This window comes from Halarsenatibacter silvermanii (genome assembly GCF_900103135.1).
In the GTDB taxonomy this organism is placed as follows: Bacteria; Bacillota; Halanaerobiia; order Halanaerobiales; family Halarsenatibacteraceae; genus Halarsenatibacter; species Halarsenatibacter silvermanii.
The window spans coordinates 138,755-162,015 of record NZ_FNGO01000005.1 but is presented as its reverse complement, the minus strand read 5'-3'; the positions used below and the strand labels follow the sequence as shown (position 1 = coordinate 162,015).

Annotated in this window: 11 protein-coding genes, 2 rRNA genes, 1 pseudogene and 1 other annotated feature; all 14 genes and pseudogenes read left to right on the top strand. The window is 48.5% G+C overall.

Annotation, left to right across the window (positions count from 1 at the left end):
* Positions 1–379: ribosomal RNA gene (locus BLT15_RS04290) — 16S ribosomal RNA — on the top strand; the annotation flags it as partial.
* A gap of 126 nt (positions 380–505) precedes the next feature.
* Positions 506–3,506, top strand: a 23S ribosomal RNA gene (locus tag BLT15_RS04285).
* 371 nt (positions 3,507–3,877) lie between these two features.
* Complete coding sequence (locus BLT15_RS04280) at positions 3,878–4,741, top strand: DnaB-like helicase C-terminal domain-containing protein (protein ID WP_089758997.1); 864 nt, start codon at positions 3,878–3,880, stop codon at positions 4,739–4,741.
* 273 nt (positions 4,742–5,014) lie between these two features.
* On the top strand, positions 5,015–5,461 hold the full coding sequence (locus BLT15_RS04275) for a MarR family winged helix-turn-helix transcriptional regulator (protein WP_089758995.1): 447 nt from the start codon (positions 5,015–5,017) through the stop codon (positions 5,459–5,461).
* A gap of 132 nt (positions 5,462–5,593) precedes the next feature.
* Positions 5,594–6,985 (top strand): radical SAM protein, encoded by a 1,392-nt coding sequence (locus BLT15_RS04270; protein ID WP_089758993.1) that lies wholly within the window; start codon positions 5,594–5,596, stop codon positions 6,983–6,985.
* 49 nt (positions 6,986–7,034) lie between these two features.
* Complete coding sequence (locus tag BLT15_RS04265) at positions 7,035–7,637, top strand: DcrB-related protein (protein ID WP_159429810.1); 603 nt, start codon at positions 7,035–7,037, stop codon at positions 7,635–7,637.
* 330 nt (positions 7,638–7,967) lie between these two features.
* On the top strand, positions 7,968–10,622 hold the full coding sequence (locus BLT15_RS04260; RefSeq protein WP_089758990.1) for a valine--tRNA ligase: 2,655 nt from the start codon (positions 7,968–7,970) through the stop codon (positions 10,620–10,622).
* A 394-nt stretch (positions 10,623–11,016) separates the two neighbouring features.
* Entirely contained in the window at positions 11,017–11,484 is a 468-nt protein-coding gene (locus BLT15_RS04255; RefSeq protein WP_234985503.1) for an NADH-quinone oxidoreductase subunit NuoE family protein, read from the top strand.
* A gap of 11 nt (positions 11,485–11,495) precedes the next feature.
* Positions 11,496–13,379, top strand: coding sequence for an NADH-quinone oxidoreductase subunit NuoF (gene nuoF / locus BLT15_RS04250; protein ID WP_089758988.1), 1,884 nt, complete (start codon positions 11,496–11,498; stop codon positions 13,377–13,379).
* A 123-nt stretch (positions 13,380–13,502) separates the two neighbouring features.
* Complete coding sequence (gene fdhF, locus BLT15_RS13525; protein ID WP_089758986.1) at positions 13,503–16,226, top strand: formate dehydrogenase subunit alpha; 2,724 nt, start codon at positions 13,503–13,505, stop codon at positions 16,224–16,226.
* A 162-nt stretch (positions 16,227–16,388) separates the two neighbouring features.
* On the top strand, positions 16,389–17,096 hold the full coding sequence (locus BLT15_RS04240; protein WP_089758984.1) for an FMN-binding protein: 708 nt from the start codon (positions 16,389–16,391) through the stop codon (positions 17,094–17,096).
* 192 nt (positions 17,097–17,288) lie between these two features.
* Positions 17,289–17,437, top strand: a pseudogene (locus BLT15_RS13755) (DNA protection protein DPS); the annotation flags it as partial.
* Between the two features lie 888 nt (positions 17,438–18,325).
* Positions 18,326–19,483, top strand: coding sequence for a group II intron reverse transcriptase/maturase (gene ltrA / locus BLT15_RS04230; protein ID WP_089758982.1), 1,158 nt, complete (start codon positions 18,326–18,328; stop codon positions 19,481–19,483).
* Between the two features lie 231 nt (positions 19,484–19,714).
* Positions 19,715–19,932 (top strand) — a binding site (T-box leader).
* 77 nt (positions 19,933–20,009) lie between these two features.
* Positions 20,010–23,123, top strand: a complete 3,114-nt coding sequence (ileS, locus tag BLT15_RS04225) for an isoleucine--tRNA ligase (protein ID WP_089758980.1) — start codon at positions 20,010–20,012, stop codon at positions 23,121–23,123.
* The last annotated feature ends 138 nt before the right edge of the window (positions 23,124–23,261 follow it).

The window sequence follows — 23,261 nt, the reverse complement described above, 5'->3', positions numbered from 1 at the left end:
CTCTAAGGAGACCGCCGGTGAAAGCCGGAGGAAGGTGGGGATGACGTCAAGTCCTCATGCCCTGTATGCCTCGGGCTGCACACGTGCTACAATGGCCGATACAAAGGGGAGCGAAGCCGCAAGGTGTAGCCAATCCCGGAAAATCGGTCTCAGTTCGGATTGCAGGCTGCAACTCGCCTGCATGAAGCTGGAATCGCTAGTAATCGCGGATCACCATGTCGCGGTGAATACGTTCCCGGGCCTTGTACACACCGCCCGTCACACCACCCGAGTTGGGTGCACCCGAAGATTCTTGCGAGAATTGAGGGTGGACCTGGCGAGGGGGGTGAAGTCGTAACAAGGTAGCCGTACCGGAAGGTGCGGCTGGATCACCTCCTTTCTAAGGAGCTAACCTTCTTAGAGGGCAGGGACGTGTGAAAAAGCTGCTGATTTACTTTTGAGGGTTTGTAAAAGCCCTCGGTTTATTTTTTGTCTGATGGTACCTTGACAACAGCATACAGGAGGAAGTTAAGTAAACCAAGGGCTTACGGTGGATACCTTGGTACCTGGGGCCGAAGAAGGACGTGGCCGGCTGCGAAAAGCCTCGTGGAGCTGCCAAGCAAGCGTAGATGCGGGGATATCCGAATGGGAGTACCCGCCAGGGCAAACCCCTGGCATGTATGGGTGAAGGAAGTAGCCCATACAGGGGAACCGGGAGAATTGAAACATCTTAGTATCTCGAGGAAAGGAAATCAAAATGAGAGTCCCTCAGTAGCGGCGAGCGAAAGGGGATTAGCCCAAACCTTATCGGTGGCAAAGGCTGCAGCCGTTGCCGATAGGGGGTTGAGGATGAAGCTATCTGTTCCTGCAGGGACAGGAAAGGACTGGAATCTCTAGTCGAACTGTGTGGAAACACAGGCCGTAGAGGGTAAAAGCCCCGTAGACGAAAGGGAGGAAGGCTTTTTGGCTTCATCCGGAATACCACGGGCTAAGGGAAAACCTGTGGGAAGCTGGGAGGACCACCTTCCAAGGCTAAATACCGCCAGGTGACCGATAGTGGACCAGTACCGTGAGGGAAAGGTGAAAAGAACCCCGGAAGGGGAGTGAAAGAGAATGTGAAACCGTAAGCCTACAATCAGTGGAAGGGCTATTTAAAGCCTGACCGCGTACTTTTTGCAGCACGGGCCAGCGAGTTGCGTTGTGCAGCGTTAAGGTCAAGCCGCAACAGGCGAAGCCGCAGCGAAAGCAAGTCTGAAGAGGGCGTAAGTTGCACGGCGCAGACCCGAAACCGGGTGATCTATCCATGGACAGGGTGAAGCGGGGGTAACACCTCGTGGAGGCCCGAACCCATTGGCGTTGAAAAGCCATGGGATGAGCTGTGGATAGGGGTGAAAGGCCAATCGAACCCGGCCATAGCTGGTTCTCCCCGAAATAGCTTTCGGGCTAGCCTCGTCAAGACTTTGTGGGTGTAGAGCACTGATTGGACTAGGGGCCAAATAAGGCTACCGAATCCATTCAAACTCCGAAGCCTACAGAGATTTTTGGCGGGAGTCAGATTGCGGGGGATAAGCTCCGCAGTCAAGAGGGAAACAACCCAGACCGCCAGTTAAGGTCCCCAAGTGCAGACTAAGTGGAAAAGGATGTGAGGTCGCGAAGACAGCTAGGATGTTGGCCTAGAAGCCGCCACTCATTTAAAGAGTGCGTAACAGCTCACTAGTCGAGTGACTTCGCGCCGAAAATGTATCGGGGCTAAAGTCTGCCACCGAAACTGCGGGTCAGTGGATTTTCATCCACTGGCGGTAGGGAGAGCGTTCCGTACGGATTGAAGCTGTACCGCAAGGAGCAGTGGACTGTACGGAAGCGAGAATGCTGGCATGAGTAACGATAAAAAAGGTGAGAATCCTTTTCGCCCAAAGCCCAAGGTTTCCTGAGGAAGGCTCGTCCGCTCAGGGTTAGCCGGGTCCTAAGCCGAGGCCGAAAGGCGTAGGTGATGGACAACAGGTTAATATTCCTGTGCCGCCGTAAGGCGTTTGAGTGAAGCGGTTACACAGAGGGGTAGACCCACAGAGAGATGGAGCTCTGCATAAGCGTGTAGGCAGACAGCATAGGAAAATCCGTGCTGTCGACGCTGAGGCGTGATGAGTAGCCCCTTCGGGGGTGAAGCGGTTGATCCCTAACTGTCAAGAAAACCCGCTAGCAAGTCTTATGGCGCCCGTACCGCAAACCGACACAGGTGGGCAGGGAGAGAATCCCAAGGCGCGCGAGAGAACTCTGGTTAAGGAATTCGGCAAAATGGCCCCGTAACTTCGGGAGAAGGGGTGCCGCGAGTAGGTGTAGGCCTTTACGGTTGAAGCTGAAAGCGGCTGCAGCGACACAGGCTCCTCCGACTGTTTATCAAAAACACAGGTCTCTGCTAAGACGGAAGTCGATGTATAGGGGCTGACGCCTGCCCGGTGCTGGAAGGTCAAGGGGAAAGCTTAGCACGGCCAATTTAGGCTGTGCGAAGGCTAGAACCTAAGCCCCAGTGAACGGCGGCCGTAACTATAACGGTCCTAAGGTAGCGAAATTCCTTGTCGGGTAAGTTCCGACCCGCACGAATGGCGTAACGAGGGGAGCGCTGTCTCAACCAGGGACTCGGTGAAATTGTGGTGCCTGTGAAGAAACAGGCTACCCGCGACAGGACGGAAAGACCCCGTGGAGCTTTACTGCAGCCTGATATTGGCTTCTGGCATCGGATGTACAGAATAGGTGGGAGGCATGGAAATCGGAGCGCCAGCTCCGGTGGAGCCGCCCGTGGGATACCACCCTTCCGATACCGGGAGTCTAACTGGCGGCCGTAAATCCGGTCACAGGACATTGTCAGGCGGGCAGTTTGACTGGGGCGGTCGACTCCCAAATTGTAACGGAGTCGCCCAAAGGTCCCCTCAGTGCGGATGGAAATCGCACGAGAAGAGTGTAAAGGCATAAGGGGGCTTAACTGCGAGACATACAGGTCAAGCAGGTGCGAAAGCAGGGCTTAGTGATCCGGCGGTATAGCGTGGAATTGCCGTCGCTCAACGGATAAAAGTTACCCCGGGGATAACAGGCTTATCTCCCCCAAGAGTTCACATCGACGGGGAGGTTTGGCACCTCGATGTCGGCTCGTCGCATCCTGGGGCTGAAGCAGGTCCCAAGGGTTGGGCTGTTCGCCCATTAAAGCGGCACGCGAGCTGGGTTCAGAACGTCGTGAGACAGTTCGGTCCCTATCCGTCGCGGGCGCAGGATACCTGAAAAGAGCTGTCCCCAGTACGAGAGGACCGGGATGGACACACCGCTGGTGTACCAGCTGTTCCGCCAGGGGCAAGCTGGATAGCTACGTGTGGCAGGGATAAGCGCTGAAAGCATCTAAGCGCGAAACCTCCTTTGAGATTAGGTATCCCGCTCATAAGAGCTAAGACCCCTGGAAGACTACCAGGTCGATAGGCCGGTGGTGTAAGTGTGGCAACACATTGAGCTGACCGGTACTAATTGGTCGAACACTTAACACTCCTCCTGTATGCTGCTGTTAGGGTACCATCTCCCTGAAAATTTATTACCCTACACCATTCCGAGGCCTTTGCCTCGGTTTTTTTTAGTTGGAAATATCCTGAAAAACGCCTATATACAGCTGTATTAGGACTGTTAATTTCGACAGAGGAGTCCTAAGCGCGATTTAACTTTGAAAATAATGTTTGCAAAAATATCTAAATAAGGGTATAATTATTGTTAAGAACAGTTTGCAACAATACTATCCTCCTCAGTCATTCTGGTTTCCGGAAAGTCCGTTTGCCGGTGTATTTGTCGGGCTGGAGGCATATAAAAAGAAATCTGCCTGATGCCTTTTAAAGGCCAGGATCAATGTTAATGGAGGTATAATATCATGGATACTGGATATGAGCATCTCGATAAGAAGTTTGAATTAATAGCTCCCGGAGAAATCACTCTGTTGGCCGGCCCAGCCCACGTAGGAAAAACTTCTCTCGCCGTAAATTTAGCTCATCAGCGCATGTTGAACCACGAGGATAGTATCCTCTTTCTGACTCTCGATGAGGATCTGGGAGAGCTGGGAAAAAGATTTATCCATCTCGATACCGGTATACCCCTGTTCAGAAATGGTGATAACAGGGCTAATTCGGGGCTTTTGGATGAGGATAGCAGTGACGAGAAAATGACTGAAGATAATGAATACACGCTGAAGATCAATGAAAGCGCCAGGAAATTCCAGGAGCAGATAGAGAGCGAGAATCTCAATGTATTTCATCAGGAAGAGCTAACTGTGGCTGAGATTCAAAATCTCTGCAGCGATCATTTTCCTGATTTTGATTTTCTGATAATCGATTATCTCGAAGCGATCGAGTTTGGCGATAACAGCGACAAAAAGCGTTCTGAAAGGGAAAAATTGATAGTTGAGGAATTGAAAAAGCTTGCCAGGCAGAGAGAAATACCGCTTCTGGTTTTATCTAAGAAGGAAAAGGATGAGCTGGAGTTTCTGCAGGAGAGTTCCGATAAAATAGCTGTACTGGGAAGACACGGTCACTGCGATGAAAAGCGTCAGTGGGATAGAGAGATGAAGGTCCAGCTAAATTGTATTCCTGAACCTGCCGAGCTGGAAATGATATATAATGCTACCGGCAGCACAGGCTCTCATGAGCTCCTCTGGGAGGCTCCTCTGCTGGCTTTCAGAGAGAGAAGTGAAGACAGGGATAAAATTATTTCGGATGTATTTTCTGATTTGAAAAAATAGCAGCCAGGAAACATGTCAGCTAATATCAATTAAAAATTTGAATAAATGATGCATCCAGCCCCGGTTATACTCTTCTCAGAGGACCGGGGCTTGTTTTCAGCTTTTTAACATAAGCATAACTTTTTCAAAATCCGCCTCCTCTTTGGGTTCGAAAAATATTAGCATAAGCTTTATAATTACACCAATAATTTGACAATTTAGCCTGAGATTGATAAAATAAAAATACGAATTAGGAAATGTATTTTTCGGGTAATAATCGAGGGAGGTGGAAGCATGAGCACAACTGAGGAGAGCAGGGAGAGTGTCCTCCATAAGTTTTTCCGAAAACTGATGGAGGAGCTTTTGAACAAATTCTCATCGGAAGCAATTGAGATGGATTTGAGCCTGCAGGAGCATTATATCATCGAAATACTGGGCCGTAATGAAAAGATGACTATCTCCAATCTTGCTGATAAGGTTTCCGCTCCCCTTACAACTATTTCCAGCACTCTCGACAGACTTTATGAGCAGAATTATGTGGAAAGAGAAAGATCTCAGGAGGATAGAAGGGTAGTAGAGGTCAGTCTTTCCGAGAAAGGTCAGGGGTGTTTTGATGTCCATCAGGAGGAAACTGAAGAATTGATAGATCAATTTCTTTCCCAGCTATCGGAGGATGACAAAAAGGAGATGCAGAGAATTCTGAGCAGTTTCGAGTGGGAAGATCAAGCCGGGGACGAATAAGAAATAGATCAATCAAGATATATCATATATTATCCGTCTCATAGATAGGCTATTATTTGCTGATAGCCGGAATATCAGATCAGATCTTTTACAGGCAAGGGGTTAGGCCTTTTTTTAAAAAGGAGGATTTTTATGTCTTCAACATTCGATCTGGTCAAAAAGATGGCTGCTGAAAAAATTGTAGATACAGGATTAAAATATATCAGGCAGGATCCCAAGAGCAACTTTTCCAAAATATTGACGCTGGCTAAAAAAATCAATCAGGTTGAAACCTATCAAAGAGCCCTGGAGAAGGTCGAGACGATGACGAAAGAAAATCCGGTCATTTACGATTATATCGACAGGGCGACTGACCTGGCTCCCAAATTTCAGGAAAATCTGGCCAAAACATTTTTTGTCAACGCTACGCTGCTGGGGACCTCCTATCGAAAGGAAAAGAGCAGCGAACTGGGGGCTTCTGTGCCCTATACCATCCTTCTGGATCCCACCAGCGCCTGCAATTTGAACTGCGAGGGCTGCTGGGCTGGAAAGTATGAGGATTCAGAACAGCTTTCTTTTTCCGAGATAGATAGGATAATCACAGAAGCCAAGGAACTGGGTATATACTTTTTTGTTCTCTCCGGTGGTGAACCCACGGTTTATCCTCATCTATTCGATATCTTTGAAAAGCATCAGGACTGTGTCTTTATGATGTACACCAACGGTACTTTAATAGATGAGGAGATGGCAGATAAGATCGCCAGTGTCGGCAATGTGAGCCCCACTTTGAGCCTGGAAGGTTTTGAAGAATATACCGATGACCGCAGGGGATCGGGTACTTTTGGCAAAATAGAAGATGCCATGGAACATCTCAGAGAGAGAGGTGTGCTTTTTGGCACAAGCTTTACTGTTACCAGAAAAAACTGCCATCTCTTAACCGAAGGAAGCTCATTTGTGGAGGCCCTGATAGATAAAGGCGCATATTACACCTGGCTTTTTCACTATGTGCCGATCGGCAAGAATCCCAATACGGATCTGATGATAACTCCCGAACAGCGTTCAGAGCTGGTGGAAAGCATTCCCGATCTGAGGACCAATTATCCGCTATTTATGGTCGATTTCTGGAATGATGGGCATTTTACCGATGGCTGCATTGCCGGAGGAAGAAGATATTTCCATATTAATGCCAGCGGCGATGTTGAGCCCTGCGCTTTTGTACATTTTGCAGTTGACAATATCAAGGGCAAACCCCTGGTCGAGGTGCTCAAAAATCCTCTATTCGAGGAATACCAGAAAGAAGCTCCCTTTAACGATAATCTCTACAGGCCCTGCCCGATCATAGATAATCCTGAAGAGCTGCGCAGAATTGTGCAGAAAGTCGGAGCCGATCCCACGCATGAAGGAGCTGAAGAGGTTCTCGAAGAGCCGGTGGCCTCTGATTTAGAAAAAAAGGCGAAAAAATGGGGGCAGGTTTCTCGCCCCATCCATCATGAAAGACAGGGACAAAAAGAAGAAGTTGTCAGCGGGAGCCACTGCGGCGGCTGATAAAATGGACCTCTGTCGATCAAAAAAATTCAATCCGGGAAGGTCTTTTATGAACAGATATAGGATCAAAAATATCATTTTGAAGAATCTAACAGCCCGGAGTCAGATTCTGGTTCTTTTCCTGCTGCTGTTTTTTCTCTCAGCAGCCTCCATTTATAACATTCCGATCGAGGCTCGAAGCAGCTATAACGGTGATAATTTTAGCATGGATATTCCCTCTTCCTGGGAGCTGATCGATCAGGATATCGGTGAGCAGATTGAGGAGTTCATCTATCTCGCACCGGAAGAGATCGACCCGGGGGAGATAGAAGGCTACCGCCACACTGCCAGTGTTAATGTGGCTGTGGAGAGGCTTGCGGCTGAGTTTACAGCTGAGGAATATGCTGATATAATAATAAAAGATGTTGAGAGCCGGATAGATGATTTTGAGTTGATAGCCAGGGAAAATGTTGAGCTGGCAGGTGAAGCTGGTATCAAGGTGAGATACAGAGGTCAGATGAATGATGATGAATCTCTGGTCTGGCAGGAATGGATGATCGTGGAAAACGATGAGCAGGCCATAACTCTGACCTATACTGCTGTGGAGCAGCTTTTTGATGACTATTACGGTGAAGTACAGAGTATAGCTGATTCGCTGAAAATAGAAAATTAAATCTAAAAGTGGTAATGGGAAGCAGTAGCTCTGTCCCCGGGAAGATGGATTATTTTCAGAAGAGAGAAAGACCCGCGGCTGCAAGGTCTTTCGGCTCCCGGGATAGAGTCAAGTCGTCCTGGAACTGCCATCGTGAAAATTTCGAGTGATAATTAAAGGAATAGATTAGCGATGGTCGGCAGCTATGCCGTTATCGAGATTGAGTGTCGGTCCGGCAGGTTTAGCTCCGGGCTGAAATTTCGGGTGGTAACGCGATAATCCTTCTCGTCCTGAACGGATGAGAGGGATTTTCTTTTTTGGATAAAAATTATAGACCAAACAGGGAGTGATATTAAATTGAGCGAACAGCTGCCCAAAACTTATAATCCCCATCAGGTAGAAGAGAAATGGTACGAATTCTGGGAGAAGGAGGGTTATTTCACGCCGGAAGCTGATGAAGATAAGACCCCATTTACGATCATGATGCCTCCTCCCAATGTCACAGGCGAGCTGCATCTGGGGCATGCACTGGACAGCACGCTTCAGGATATTATCATCCGCTGGCGGCGGATGCAGGGATATAATACGCTCTGGCTGCCGGGAACGGATCATGCCAGCATAGCCACCGAGGTCAAGGTGGTCGAACAGATAAGAGAAGAGGGACTGAGCAAAGAGCAGATCGGCCGGGAAAAATTCCTGGATAAAGCCTGGGACTGGACGGAAGAGTACGGGGGCAAAATAACCGATCAGATCCGGAAACTGGGCGCCTCCTGTGATTGGACCAGAGAAAGATTCACCCTGGATGAAGGATGTTCTAAAGCTGTAAGGGAAGCTTTTGTCAGGCTTTATGAGGACGGTCTTATATATCGGGGGGATTACATAGTCAACTGGTGTCCTGACTGTGAAACCTCCCTCTCCGATCTGGAGGTAGAACACGAGGAAGAGACCGGCAAACTTTATTATATACGGTATCCTTTCGCGGATGATTCCGGTTATATAACAGTGGCCACCACCCGGCCCGAGACCATGCTGGGAGATACTGCTGTGGCTGTCGATCCCGATGATGAGAGATATCAGCAGCATACAGGTAAAACGGTGATTTTGCCGCTGATGGAGAGGCCGATCCCTATAATAAAGGATGAATTCGTGGACAGCGATTTTGGTACGGGCATGGTCAAAGTGACCCCGGCTCACGACCCCAATGATTTTGAAATAGGTGAGCGTCACGACCTGGAAAAAATTCAGGTCATCGATTATCAGGGTTTTATGAGCGCCGAAGCGGGTGAATATGTCGGGTTAAGCCGCCAGGAGTGTCGAGAACAGGTTATTGAAGATTTAAAAGAGGCCGATCTTCTGGAGAAAGTGGAAGATCACGAACATGCCGTCGGCCACTGTTATCGCTGTGATGAGATTGTGGAACCGATGATCTCCAAACAGTGGTTTGTCGAGATGGAACCTCTGGCCGAGCCGGCCATTGAAGCGGTTAAAGAAGGAGAGGTAAACTTCGTTCCCGAGAGATTTGAACGGGTTTATATGAACTGGATGGAGAACATCGAGGATTGGTGTATCTCCCGTCAGCTCTGGTGGGGACACCGCATCCCCGTCTGGTACTGTCAGGACTGCGGGGCGGAAAATGTCGCCCGAGAAGAGCCGGAAAACTGCAGTGAATGCGGTAGCGAAAATCTTGAACAGGAAGAGGATGTGCTCGATACCTGGTTCAGCTCCGGACTCTGGCCCTTTTCCACGCTGGGCTGGCCCGGGGAAACAGAAGACCTGGAGTATTTTTATCCGACCGAGGTGCTGGTAACCGGCCGCGATATAATTTTCTTCTGGGTCGCCCGGATGATCTTCACAGGCATATATAATATGGATGAACCTCCTTTTTCCAATGTTTATGTCCACGGTTTAATACTGGCCAGCGATGGCCGTAAGATGAGCAAATCGCTGGGAACCGGCATAGATCCTCTCGATGTTATAGAAGACTATGGTGCCGATACGCTTCGCTTCATGCTCATAACCGGCTCCACCCCCGGCAATGACCGCAGATTTCGCGAGGAAAGGCTGGAGGCCAGCCGCAACTTTGCCAACAAGATCTGGAACGCCTCCCGTTTTATGCTGATGAATCTGGAGGAGGATACGCCGAAGAGCCTGCCGGAAGACAGCGAAAAGATCAGCCCGGCTTCGCGCTGGATGCTGCATAGATTTAACGAGATAGTCGATGATATAAACACCAATATGGAGAAGTTTCTCTTCGGTGAGGTAAGCCAGACCCTCTATGACTTTATCTGGGGTGAGTTCTGTGACTGGTATCTTGAGCTGATAAAGCCGCATCTATACGATGCCGAAGATGAAAAGGAAAAACAGACAGCGCTCCGGACGGGGCAGTACCTTCTGGGTGAGATATTGAAACTGCTCCACCCTGTCATGCCCTTCATAACTGAGGAGATCTGGCAGAAACTTCCCGGCAGCGAGGGAAGCATCATGCTGCAGGACTGGCCGAAAATCAGGGGGGAATGTTTTGACGTTGAGGCCTGTGAAAATATGCAAATTTTACAGGAAGTTATCAGATCAATCCGCAATATCCGGAATGAAATGAATGTCGATCCCGGCCGCGGCATCAAGGCTCTATTCTCTGCGGGCGATGAATATCAGGATATTCTCGAAAACGGGCGGGATTATATTGCCGAGCTGGCAGGTGTAGATGAAATCCAGATAGCCGGGGAGTTTGCTGAACGCCCTGAAAAAGCTGCCACGGCTGTGGTGAGAGAAATTGAGATAATACTGCCGCTGGAAGAGATGATAAATATAGATCAGGAGATTGCTCGACTTGAAAAAGAAAAATCGGAAGTGGAAGCTGAAATTGAACGGGCCCGGGGCAAGCTCGCCAACGATGATTTCGTGGAAAAAGCCCCCGATGAGATAGTACAGGAAGAGCGCGATAAGCTTGAAGAGTACAGACAGGAGATGGAACAGATCAAAGCCCGGATAGATGAGCTCGAAGGATGAGAAATCATATTTGAAACCTCGATCCCCGGCCTAAAAATAAAGAAGGCCGGGGACACTATTTTTTGGCCAGGGACTTAACCTGAGTTTCGAAAAATTTCGAGTATCACTTTGCTTTATATCTTTCAGCCATTATTGTCATGCTAGTGATCTTATACGATATCTATCAACTGATAACAAGAAGATTCTAAAATATTTTTGATTCTAAACACCGATGTTTTGTCGAGGCCAGCAGGATTTTAATTTTAACTCTCGAATATTTTTAATAGCACCGGGTTTATGTGGTTTTTTATTTTGTCTTTGCTGAGACTCAGGGTCGGGCAAAAGTTTTTGACTAAAAAAAATACAAAAAATTGTCTTACAAATTAAGTCTTTTCGGAGGTGAGTTAATTTGGAAGTGGAATTCGAACTGGAAAAAGTTGATGAGATAGTCGAAAAATATTCCCGGGGCGGCGAGAAAAAATCTCCCCTGATCCCCGTGCTGCAGGATATTCAGCTGACCTACGGCTGGCTGCCCGAAGAGGCCATGGTCAGGGCTTCTGAGCTTATGGACACCTCGCTGGCCCAGCTTTCCGGCGTGGCTACATTTTACAACGAATTTCGCCTGAAACCGCTGGGAGAAAATCATATTGTGGTATGTACGGGCACAGCCTGTCATGTCCGGGGAGCCCCGATGCTGATCGAGGAGCTCGAGAGAAATCTCGGCATCGAAAAGGGGGGCGTGACTGAGGACAGGAAATTTTCCTTTGAAGGAGCCAGATGTGTCGGCTCCTGTGCTGTCGCTCCTGTTGTCGTGGTCAATGGGGAGTTTCACGGCAATATGACCAAAAAGAGAATTTCGGAAATAATAGATGAACTGGAGTAAGGAGGCTAACAATGTCAATCATAGAATCAGCTGCTGATCTGGAGGAGTTTCAGAATAGAGCCGAAAAAGAGTATGAAAGTCACGATAAATTGATTTCTATGTGCGGTGGTACCGGCTGCCGCGGGGGCGGCTGTCAGGATGTAATAGAGGAGCTTCAGACCCAGCTGGAGGATAAAGGAATTACTGACGAGGTCGGCCTGAAAGTTACGGGCTGCCAGGGTTTTTGCGAGATGGGGCCGCTCATGGTTATCCGGCCCGAAGGAAATTTTTACTGCAATATAGAACCGGAAGATGTTGAGGAAATTCTGGAAAAGACCATCAAAAAGGGTGAAGCTATCGAGCGGCTTGAGTATGTGGAGCCGCAGACTCAAGAGAAGATCATCAAAGAACAGGATATACCCTTTTATAAAAATCAGGGTAGAATAGTATTTGAAAGCAACGGTCACATCTCTCCTACCGATATAGAGGATTATTTTGCAGTCGACGGGTATACCGGACTCAAAAAGGCTCTGCTGGAGATGGAGCAGGAAGATGTCATAGACGAGGTCAAAGAATCCGGTCTGCGGGGCCGCGGAGGCGGCGGCTTTCCCACCGGCAAGAAATGGGATCTCTGTTATCAGCAGGATTCCGAGCCCAAATATCTCATCTGCAACTCCGATGAGGGCGATCCAGGCGCCTACATGGACAGGAGTATCAAGGAAGGCAATCCTCATCTGGTGCTGGAGGGAATGATAATAGCTGCCTATGCCATCGGAGCCTCCCAGGGTTTTATCTATATTAGAGCCGAATACCCGCTGGCGGTTGAACATATAACTGAGGCCGTGAAGCAGGCGCGCGAGTATGGACTTCTGGGCGAAGAAATTCTGGGCACAGATTTCAGCTTTGATATCGAGATCATGGAAGGAGCCGGCGCTTTTGTCTGCGGTGAGGAGACTGCACTTATGGCTTCGATCGAGGGAGAAAGAGGCATGCCCCGCCCCCGACCGCCATATCCAGCCGAGAGCGGTCTCTGGGGACAGCCCACCAATATAAACAACGTGGAAAGTTATGCCAATGTGCCCCTGATCATCAGAGATGGAGCCGATTGGTTTAATTCTGTGGGAACCGAAAACAGCACCGGCACGAAGATATTTTCGCTGGTCGGCAAGGTCAACAATACCGGACTTATAGAGGTGCCGATGGGCATATCTCTCGAGGAAGTTGTTTTTGATATCGGCGGAGGCATACCCGGAGATAAAAAAGCCAAAGCTGTTCAGACGGGAGGTCCTTCCGGCGGCTGTATTCCCAGAGATATGTTCGACATCCCGGTCGATTTCGATAAGCTGCAGGAAGTCGGCTCCATTATGGGCTCAGGCGGTCTGGTGGTAATGGATGAAGATACCTGTATGGTCGATGTGGCCAAATTTTTCCTCGATTTCACCCAGGATGAATCCTGTGGAAAATGTCCTCCCTGCCGGCTGGGAACCCGCCGGATGCTGGAAATTCTGGAGAGAATAACTTCTGGCGAGGGCAGAAAAGGAGATATCGAACTCTTAGAAGAGCTGGGAGAGAGGATAATCGACACCTCTCTTTGCGGCCTGGGGCAGACAGCACCCAATCCGGTGCTGAGTACAATTGAATATTTTCGCGATGAATACGAAGCTCATATTTATGAAAAATCCTGTCCTGCCGGCGTATGTCAGAACCTGATTTTCTATCACATCATCGATGAGGAGTGTCAGGCCTGTGACCGCTGCCGTCAGATATGTCCGGTCGATGCTATCGAGGGAGAACCGGGTGAAGATCCCTACAGGATTTTTGATGATGCCTGTATTCGCTGTGGAAATTGCCTAGATGAATGTCCCTTTGACGCTATAGAGATAGTGCCCGGTCAGCGCGAAGAAGTCGGGGTTTAACTGACGGGCTGCATCATTATCGGGAGTAAGATTTACGAGTTTTAATTAAGTATAGGGTCAATACCAGTTTTTTTTCGAAACTGAAAAAACAATGCCAAAAAGCCAAAAAAGGAGTCTGATAAAATGGCGACGATCACTATAAATGGCAATGAACACGAGGTGGCCGAAGATGCGACCATACTGGAGGCTGCCCGCGAGCACGGATATGATATTCCCACCCTATGTCATCATCCTCATCTGAGCAATGTCGGAGCCTGCCGCCTGTGTCTGGTTGAGGACGAAAATTCCGGCGAGCTCTTTCCTTCCTGTACCACGCCGGTTCGGGAAGGCATGAATATCTCCGCCGATGAAGAGGAAAATGAAAGACTTTTTCAGTCGCGCAGGCTGGTTGTGAAGCTTCTGCTTTCAGATCATCCCAACGACTGCATGACCTGTGAAGCGGATGGAAGCTGTAAGCTGCAGGATATGGCCTATCATTATGACGTGGAGATTGAGGATGAATCCCTTGGCATTCCCAAAGAAACCCCTCGTTTCGAGATAGAATCGGATAATCCTTTCATCGAGCATGATCCTGACAAATGTATTCTCTGCGGCCGCTGTGTCAGGGTTGACAACGAGGTTCAATGTTCTGATGCCATCGAATTTGTGGAAAGGGGCTTTTCGGCCCGGGTTGGTTCTGCTCTCAAGAAGGATCTGGGCAGCGATGAGTCAAGCTGCGTTTTTTGCGGTCAATGTGTTCAGCAGTGCCCTACCGGAGCTCTGCAGTTCAAGCCTTCTCAGGGCAGGGGCCGTGATTATCAGCTGGAACATACCGAGACCACCTGCGGTTACTGTGGTGTGGGCTGTCAGCTGGATCTCAAAACCCGGGATAATGAGGTTGTTGAAGTGGAAGGGGTCAGCCGGGAAGGCCTGCCCAATCCCCTGGGCGAGACGTGTGTAAAAGGGAGATTTGGGTATGATTTCCTTGACGATCCCGATAGATTGACCAAACCGCTGATCAAGGATGAAGAGACAGGAGAATTCGAGGAGGTCAGCTGGCAGGAAGCTCTCGAATACACCGCTGATAATTTCTCTCGCATCAAAGAGGAGCACGGACCTCAGGCTCTGGCAGGTCTTACCTCGGCGCGCTGTTCAAACGAGGAAAACTTTCTCATGCAGAAGTTTATGAGGGCGGTGATGGGCACTCATACTGTCGATCACTGCGCCCGTCTGTGACACTCCTCCACTGTGGCCGGTCTGGCCAAAAGTTTTGGCAGTGGAGCGATGACCAATTCCATAGAGGAAATTGATAACGTCGATGCCTTTTTTGTCACCGGTTCCAATCCCACCGAGAATCACCCGGTTATAGGCAGCCGCATCAAAAAGGCGGTCCGCAGCGGTGCTGATCTGGTCGTCTCCGACCCCAGGCGCATAGAGCTGGCCGAGGAGGCCGATGTTTTTCTGCAGCCCTATCCCGGCACTGATGCTGCGCTCATAAACGGTATCATGCACGTAATTCTGGAAAAAGACCTGCAGGATGAGGAATACATCGAGGATCGAACCGAGAATTTTGCCGAGCTGAAAGAGGTTGTAGAGGAATATAATCCCGCCCGGGTTGAGGAGATCACCGGAGTTCCGGCCGAAAAGATTAAAAAAGCTGCAGAAATTTACGGCCGGGCGGACCGAGGAGCCATATATTATGCCATGGGGATTACCCAGCACGTTTCGGGCACGGGCAATGTCACTTCTCTGGCCTGTATGGCGATGATGACAGGTAACGTCGGTCGCGAGAGCACGGGTGTTAATCCCCTGCGGGGCCAGAGCAACGTTCAGGGCGCCTGTGACCTGGGAGGTCTGCCCAACGTATTCCCCGGTTATCAGGATGTGACCGATGAGGATATAAGAAAGAAGTTCGCTGATTACTGGGATGTAGATGGTTTTCCCGAAGAACCGGGTCTTACGGTGGTGGAAATTTTCCACGCCTGTGAAGAGGGAGATGTTAAAGGGCTTTATATCATGGGAGAAAATCCTGTTCTCTCCGACCCCGATCAAAAGCATGTGATCGAAGCTCTGGAAAATAATGAATTTACAGTAGTTCAGGATATATTCTTTTCCGATACGGCAGAATATGCCGATGTAGTACTGCCGGCGGCCTGTTTTGCCGAAAAAGAGGGCACAAAAACCAATACTGAACGCAGAATTCAGAAGATAAGACCGGCAGTCGATCCTCCCGGGGAGGCCAAACCCGACTGGCAGATCATTTCCGAGCTGGCGCAGGCGATGGGTTATGAGATGGAATACGAAAATACAGCCGAGATAATGGAAGAGATAGCTGATCTCACTCCCATTTACGGCGGCATCTATTATGACAGGCTGGAAGATGAGCGTCTGCAGTGGCCCTGCCAGGACAGAGATGATACCGGCACTAAATTCCTGCACGAGGGGGAGTTCGCCCGCGGCCTGGGCAAATTCCATCCCGTTCATTATCAGCCGCCTGTAGAAGGTATAGAAGATGAGGACTTCACCCACGTGATGATGACAGGCCGCATGCTGTATCATTATCATACCGGCACCATGACCAGAAATTCGAAGGCAATCGATGAATTTGAAAGCGATGGCTATGTGGAGGTAAATGAACAGGATGCCGAAAAGCTGGATGTCAGCCAGGGAGATAGGGTTAAAGTAACCTCGCGCCGGGGAGAGGTGGAAACTTATGCCAGAATCGGGAATACTGTAGCTCCCGGCCAGGTTTTCATGCCTTTTCATTACGCTGAAAGTCCGGCCAATCGACTTACCCATGACGAATTAGATCCTGAAGCCATGATACCTGAACTCAAAGTTACGGCGGTAAATTTAGAGAAGGCATGAAAAGTATGATGGTTTTATAATACAGTTGGCTGTTTAAATAAGGAGAATGAACAAATCCGGCGGGAGCAAACATCTGAGTAAAACCTCCTGCCGGATTTATGATTTAGAATTCTAAGAAAGACAAATAATCAGGAATATAGCTGAGCAAAGGAGGCATAGAAATTGAAAGGAAAAGGATTAAAGGGGTTTTTCTTGATAACAGCCTTTCTATTTGTCTTTGTTTTGGGAGGAACTTTAATTCATGCCGGCGAAATTATGGCAGCAGAACTTTATCAGGGGTTTTCTCAGGCTGATGAAAACGGATACGTTAAAGCTGAAGTCAGCCTCAGCAACGGCGAGATTGTGGGAGTTGATTTGACGGAGTATGATGAAATGGCCCGGGAAAAAGGCGATGATTATGACTGGGAAGAATGGCATGAAGCCATGGAATTACTCCCGCAGAAATTTGTCGAAGCCAATGATTCAGAGGTCGAGGTCATCAGCGGGGCGACCAACACCAGCGAAAAAGCTATCGAAGCGGTGGAGATGGCCCTGGCCCGTGCTGAAGGAGAGGAATATTTTTCGGGAACTTTCATGGGCATTTCCAGCATAGTTGAACGGGGCTGGGGTGTGGCCCGGGTTACTGTCGAAGTTGATGAAGAGGCTCCCGAGGGCTACAGGATAGAGGATCTCAGGCTGGAAGAGATTTCCGGTGATCAATTTAAGGATGAAGATTATGGCTGGGAGGAGTTTCACGCAGCGCAGGAGGAGATAGCAGCCCGCATGAAAGAAGCTGACACCTACGAAGTGGAGACCTATACTGGAGCGACCGGAAGCTCAGAACTCTGGCAGGAGGCGGTAGAAGATGCCCTGGAAAAAGCTGGCTTTTAATAAAAACAATTATTATTTATAACTTTTTTACATCATTTTTCTCCAGAGTAAGGTATGATTTATTTAGTGATTATTATCCGATAATAAACATTATGAATTTGACTGAAGCTATATCAAACCAGCTAAAATGGAGAAGATCTTATTGAGAAATTTATGAATGATAAAAATTCACTAACTGGAGGAATTCATTTTATGGCCAATGTAGCTAGAGAAATGGTGGAAATGCCGGTGTTGATGTAGATAAGCTGCTGGATCTGCTGGTCAAGAATGCTTCGGCCGAGCTGACAACATATTACTATTACACTTCTTTGAGGGTGAATCTCATCGAATTGGAAGGAGAAGGAGAAACCTCCTCGCCCTACGTATCGAAGTTCCTCTAATAAGAAAATATAAAGGCATTGATGCAGACTGCTGGCCCCGGAGAATATCCGGGGCCATTTTTGATGTGTGCCTCGTAGATTCAGAAGATAGCAGGTGGAATAAGAATCCTGCCCATGCTGTTTTCGTCGTATCGGTGTGTGAAGCCAACAATGACAGGGTGTCTGCCGTGAGGCAGAATCTGGAGAGTCTGAGGTGAAGGCCAGTCCAGAATAATATATAAACCAGAGGTGGCATCTGATTATGGCGATCCGCCATTTAAACGGAGAAGTTCGACGCCTGTTTGGGAGAATAAGGGGCCGCGAGGCGCTAAAACGAGAGAGTCCATGCAGGATAGTCAGGTGTGATTAGGGCTGGAATGGTCTAAAAGATAGTGGTTTCTGAATTGACCGGGGGAGGTCTGTGATGGTTTCTGTCGAAACCGGCAGAGATAAGCCCGGGTATAACCCCTTTCGGGAAAGCTATGGTGATGCCATCACAGAAGTCAGAGGACATCATAGTAGTGATGACAGCTGAGCCGAAGATAGTCAGGTAACTGGCAGGAGGATAAAGTCAGCTTGAGCGAAGGATGTCTACGCTATTGAAATCTGAGACATAACATGAGTGGTTTGTAGGGCAGAGCTGTTTAAACGCTGGTTTAGGACCGGTGGGGCCGGTAGGAGGATGGAAGGGGAAACCATAACCCTGAAATCAGAGTAACCCGGCATTACAGCCACCTGAGTAATGATATATCGGAGGGTGCGATTGGTGTAAAAGCCTAGAGACGCGGTCGATAATATCAGGAAGGACAGGGCCCTATGAGCAGTAATGTTAGGTGGAGGATTGGTAAGTGAAGGATAGGCAGGTGAAAGATGGTAAAGTGCACCTATTATACACTCAAGGACAGGATACTGGACAAATGGAACATGGACCGTGCAGCTCACACAGTCTTTGCCAATGAGGGTAGTGCCGGCATAGATGGACAGGAGATAAAACATTTCAAGAATAATTACAAGCAGAATATGAGGGAGTTACACAGACAGCTGTGGAATGGAACCTATGAGCCCTCGCCGGTGCTGAGGGTGATGATACCCAAGGATAGTGGAGGAGAAAGACCGCTGGGTATTCCCACAGTCAAAGATAGGATAGCTCAGGAAACGGTAAGAAGAATATTGAGTCCCATCTTTGAGAAGATATTTTGTGATTGCTCTTTTGGTTTTAGACCCAATAGGTCAGCTCTGGAAGCGATAGTGAAGGTGGAGGAGTACAGAGAGCAGGGGTATAAGCATGTAGTTGATGCCGATATTAAGGGATACTTTGATAATATAGATCAGGACCTGCTTTTGGACTTCCTCACAGAGAGGGTAAATGACGGCTGGGTGCTTAGGATAATTAGGTCGTGGCTTACAGCTGGAGTCATGACTGAAGATGGTATTGAAGACACACCTAACGGTACACCTCAGGGAGGCGTAATATCTCCCCTTTTAGCCAACGTTTATCTGCATCAATTCGATAGAGAGATGACCGATAGGGGTTACAAAATAGTCCGTTATGCGGATGATTTTGTGGTGTTAGCAAAGTCAAAGAGAAAAGCCAGAAGAGCCATGGATGTTACAGAGGAGATAATCACGGAAAAGCTTAACCTCACTTTGCACCCTGACAAAACTGAACTCACCAATTTTGGCAGAGGCTTTGAGTTTTTAGGTTACGAATTCATTGCTTGGAGATACAAGCGCCCCCGCAGAAAAGCACTGGATAGATTCAAAGACAAAGTAAGGGATATAACCAGAAGACAGCAGCCGTTTTCGGTTGATGTAATTATTGCCAGACTCAATCCAGTAATACGCGGTTGGGCGAATTATTTCGGGCACGGCAATGTTAAGAAACTTTTTCGCAGCTTGAATGAGTGGATAAGAATGCGTTTAAGGTCGTATAAGGAAGGCAAGAAAGCTCATTACCATCAGAATAGAAGAATCCCAACTGCTGAACTAAAACAGTTGGGACTTAAATCACTTACCATCGTGTCCTGAGGGGAGTAAAATACCCATCCGCGGTGACGCGGAGATGATAACTTACTCCCTGGAAAGGGGCTACAATAGCGGTAAGCTGTTTACGGGAGAACCGTATGCGCAGTTTGACGAGGGGTCCCAGCCGTAAAAGGCTGGTCCTACTCTATTTTGTCGGGCGGCAGTTTTTTTCTTGACAAATCAGCCGGATTGTTTTATCATAAAGGAGTGAACAAATATTTTTGACATATCTCAATAAAGGTGTCGAAGGAAATAGTAATCTGCAGCCTGAGTCGACAAGAGAGGAGATCCCCCGGGCTGAAAGATCTCCGGCTCAGAGCGGACGAATATCCTTCCTGAGCTCGAGTCTCGAAATTTACAGTAGGGATTTGCGCGGCCGGCGTTAAAGGCACAGAGAGGCAGCCCTGCGGCTGCAACTCGGGTGGTACCACGGTAACCCCATCGTCCTGAGCTTTTAAGCTCGGGCTTTTTTTAATTTCACTCATAAATAAAATATTACGATAGCCTGGAGGAGAGGTGATGATAAACTATGTCACAATTTCCCGACCTGCCGGAAAAGAATCCCGGCAGCCGCGAAAGAGAGATTGCCGATGAATGGTACGATATGAATCTGCTCGAAAAATGTGTGGAACAGAGAAAAGACAACGAACCCTATGTTTTTTATGAAGGTCCTCCGACTGCCAACGGTAAACCGGGGATTCATCATGTTATCGCCCGCACCTTAAAAGACACCGTATGTCGTTACCATACAATGCAGGGTTATATGGTCAAAAGAAAAGGAGGCTGGGATACCCACGGTCTTCCCGTGGAAATCGAGGTCGAAAAGGAGCTGGATCTGAACAGCAAAGAAGAAATCGAAGAATACGGCATAGACGAATTCAATCAAAAGTGCCGACAATCGGTCTTTGAATATGAAGAGCAGTGGCGTGAGATGACCGAGCGGATGGGTTATCTGATAGATATGGATGATCCCTATATCACACTGGAAAATGATTATATCGAATCGGTCTGGTGGATACTCGACCAATTCTTTGAGGAAGGATTTATTTACGAGGGACATAAAATACTTCCTTACTGCGCCCGCTGCGGCACCGGCCTGGCCTCGCATGAAGTGGCACAGGGTTATGAAGAGATCACCAGCAACAGTGTTTACGTCCGGGTAAAGCGCAAAGATAAAAACGAGTATTTTCTCATCTGGACCACAACTCCCTGGACCTTAGCGGCCAATGTGACCCTGACGGTTCACCCCGATAAAACCTACGTGAAAGCCCGCTATCAGGGAGATCTTTATTACATCGAAAAAGACCGGGCGGAAGAGGTATTTGTCGAAGATTATGAGATTGTTGAACGGGTTAAAGGAGAAGAGCTCGAAGGTATAGAATACGAACAGATCATGCCTTTTGTGGAGGTTAAATCCGACAAAGACGCTTTTTACGTAACTCTGGGTGATTATGTCACCGCAGAAGAGGGTACTGGAATAGTACACAGCGCTCCTGCTTTTGGAGAGGAAGACTACAAAACGGGTCAAAAATATGATCTTCCGGTTCTCCAGCCTGTTAACGAAGACGGAAAATATACCGACACTCCCTGGGAAGGTCAATTTGTGATGGATGCCAATGAAAACATAGTCGAATGGCTTATCGATAATGAAAAGCTGGTCCGCTCCCAGAAGGTCGATCACAATTATCCTCACTGCTGGCGCTGTGACACTCCCCTGCTTTACTACGCACGGGGGAGCTGGTATATCGAGATGACCAGAATTAAGGAGAGACTCATCGAAAATAATGACGGCGTGGAATGGTATCCTGATTTTGTGGGCGAAAAAAGATTCGGCAACTGGCTGGAAAATCTTCAGGACTGGGCTTTATCGCGTAATCGTTACTGGGGGACCCCGCTCAATATCTGGCGCTGTGACTGTGGAGAACTCACTTCGGTGGCCTCGGTGGATGAGATGCGCGAGCGAGCTGTCAATGAGGTGTCCGAGGATATCGAACTGCACCGCCCTTATGTCGACGAAGTTCTGCTGGAATGTCCGGAATGCGGCGGCGATATGCAAAGAGTGGAAGAGGTCATTGATTGCTGGTTTGACAGCGGTTCTATGCCCTTTGCCCAGTGGCATTATCCCTTCGAAAACGAAGATGTTTTTGAGGAGCAGTTCCCGGCTGATTTCATATGTGAGGGCATAGATCAGACCAGAGGCTGGTTTTATTCTCTGATAGCAATATCCTCATTCATAACCGGTGAATCACCCTACAAGAGGGTGCTGGTAAATGATCTTATACTGGACGCTGAAGGCAAAAAGATGTCCAAATCGCGCGGAAATACCGTTGATCCTTTCAACATGTTCGAAAAATATGGGGCCGATGTTCTGCGCTGGTATCTCCTGCAGGTCTCGCCTCCCTGGACTCCCACCCGCTTCGATGAGGAAGGGATGCAGGAGATAGACAGCAAATTTTATCGCACGCTTAAAAACGTCTACTATTTCTTTAAACTTTATGCGAATACCGACGAAATTGATCCCCGGGAGTTTTCTGTGGACCTCGAGGAAAGAAATAGGATCGACCGCTGGGTAATATCGCGGCTGCACAGCACGCTGGCCGAGGTTGAAAAACAGATGGATGAATATCATCTGACCAATGCTGTCAGAGAACTGCAGGATTTCATAGATGAAGATCTATCCAACTGGTATATTCGCCGCTGTCGGCGCAGATTCTGGGCTGATGAGCTTGACCGCGATAAGAAATCTGTGTTTCAGACCACCTACGAGGTACTGGAGAAGCTGGCCCGGGCCATCGCTCCTTTTGCCCCTTTCATATCGGATGATGTGCACCGCAGTCTGACCGACTCAGAATCGGTGCATCTCCAGGATTATCCCGGAGCCGATAATGAGCTCATCGCGGAGGATCTGGAGGAAAGAATGGGGCTTGTTCGAGACCTGGTGACCATGGGCAGGGCAGCCCGGGAAGCAGAAGAGCTCAAAGTAAGACAGCCGATAGCCCGGGTGCTCATATCTTCCGATCATAAAGATAAACTGGCAGAGCTCAAACCTCTGCTGAAAGAGGAACTGAATGTCAAAAAAGTTGAACACACTGAAGATCCCGGGCAGTATATGGAATATGAAGTTAAACCCAATTTTGAAAAGGTCGGACCTCAGCTGCGCGATAAGGTCAAACTTTTCGCCGGCTCTCTGGCCGAAATGGACTCCCGGAAGACTGCCAAAAAGCTGGAGGCGGGAGAGAAACTGACCGTCGATCTTGATGGGGAAAAATTTACCTTCGGCGAAGAGGAAGTCATCATCAATATTAGCAGCCGTGAGGGATATTCTATCGGCATGGAGGATAACGAGTTCATAATTCTGGAAACAGAGCTCTCTCCCGAACTAAAAGCAGAAGGATATGCGCGGGAATTCATCTCCAGGGTCCAGAATCTGCGTAAAAAGCATGATTTCGATGTGCTGGATAGAATAAAAATATACTATTCCAGCAGCCAGGAGATAGACAGGGCGGTAGAGCAATTCCATGATTATATCAGCGAGGAGACTCTGGCTGATGAAATCATTTCGGTCGAGGAGTCGGACCTGAAAGAAGCCGATGAATTCGAATTAAATGGCGAGCCTGCCCTGATAAAGGTAAAGCGTCTGTAAGAAAAGATAAATCTTCTCAAGAATTATTTTTGGCAAAGCCCCGCTGCAGGAATACTGGCTCTCCTGGCAGGCGGGGCTTTTTGATATCTATTGGTAGTAATATAAGCCCGGAATTAATTTGGGGATGATTGAATAAAG

Excerpts from the sequence above, each read along its gene's own strand:
- nuoF (WP_089758988.1), top strand. The coding sequence starts at position 11,496 with ATGTCAATCATAGAATCAGCTGCTGATCTGGAGGAGTTTCAGAATAGA.
- BLT15_RS04265 (WP_159429810.1), top strand. The coding sequence starts at position 7,035 with ATGAACAGATATAGGATCAAAAATATCATTTTGAAGAATCTAACAGCC.
- BLT15_RS04270 (WP_089758993.1), top strand. The coding sequence starts at position 5,594 with ATGTCTTCAACATTCGATCTGGTCAAAAAGATGGCTGCTGAAAAAATT.
- ileS (WP_089758980.1), top strand. The coding sequence starts at position 20,010 with ATGTCACAATTTCCCGACCTGCCGGAAAAGAATCCCGGCAGCCGCGAA.
- ltrA (WP_089758982.1), top strand. The coding sequence starts at position 18,326 with ATGGTAAAGTGCACCTATTATACACTCAAGGACAGGATACTGGACAAA.
- BLT15_RS04280 (WP_089758997.1), top strand. The coding sequence starts at position 3,878 with ATGGATACTGGATATGAGCATCTCGATAAGAAGTTTGAATTAATAGCT.
- BLT15_RS04275 (WP_089758995.1), top strand. The coding sequence starts at position 5,015 with ATGAGCACAACTGAGGAGAGCAGGGAGAGTGTCCTCCATAAGTTTTTC.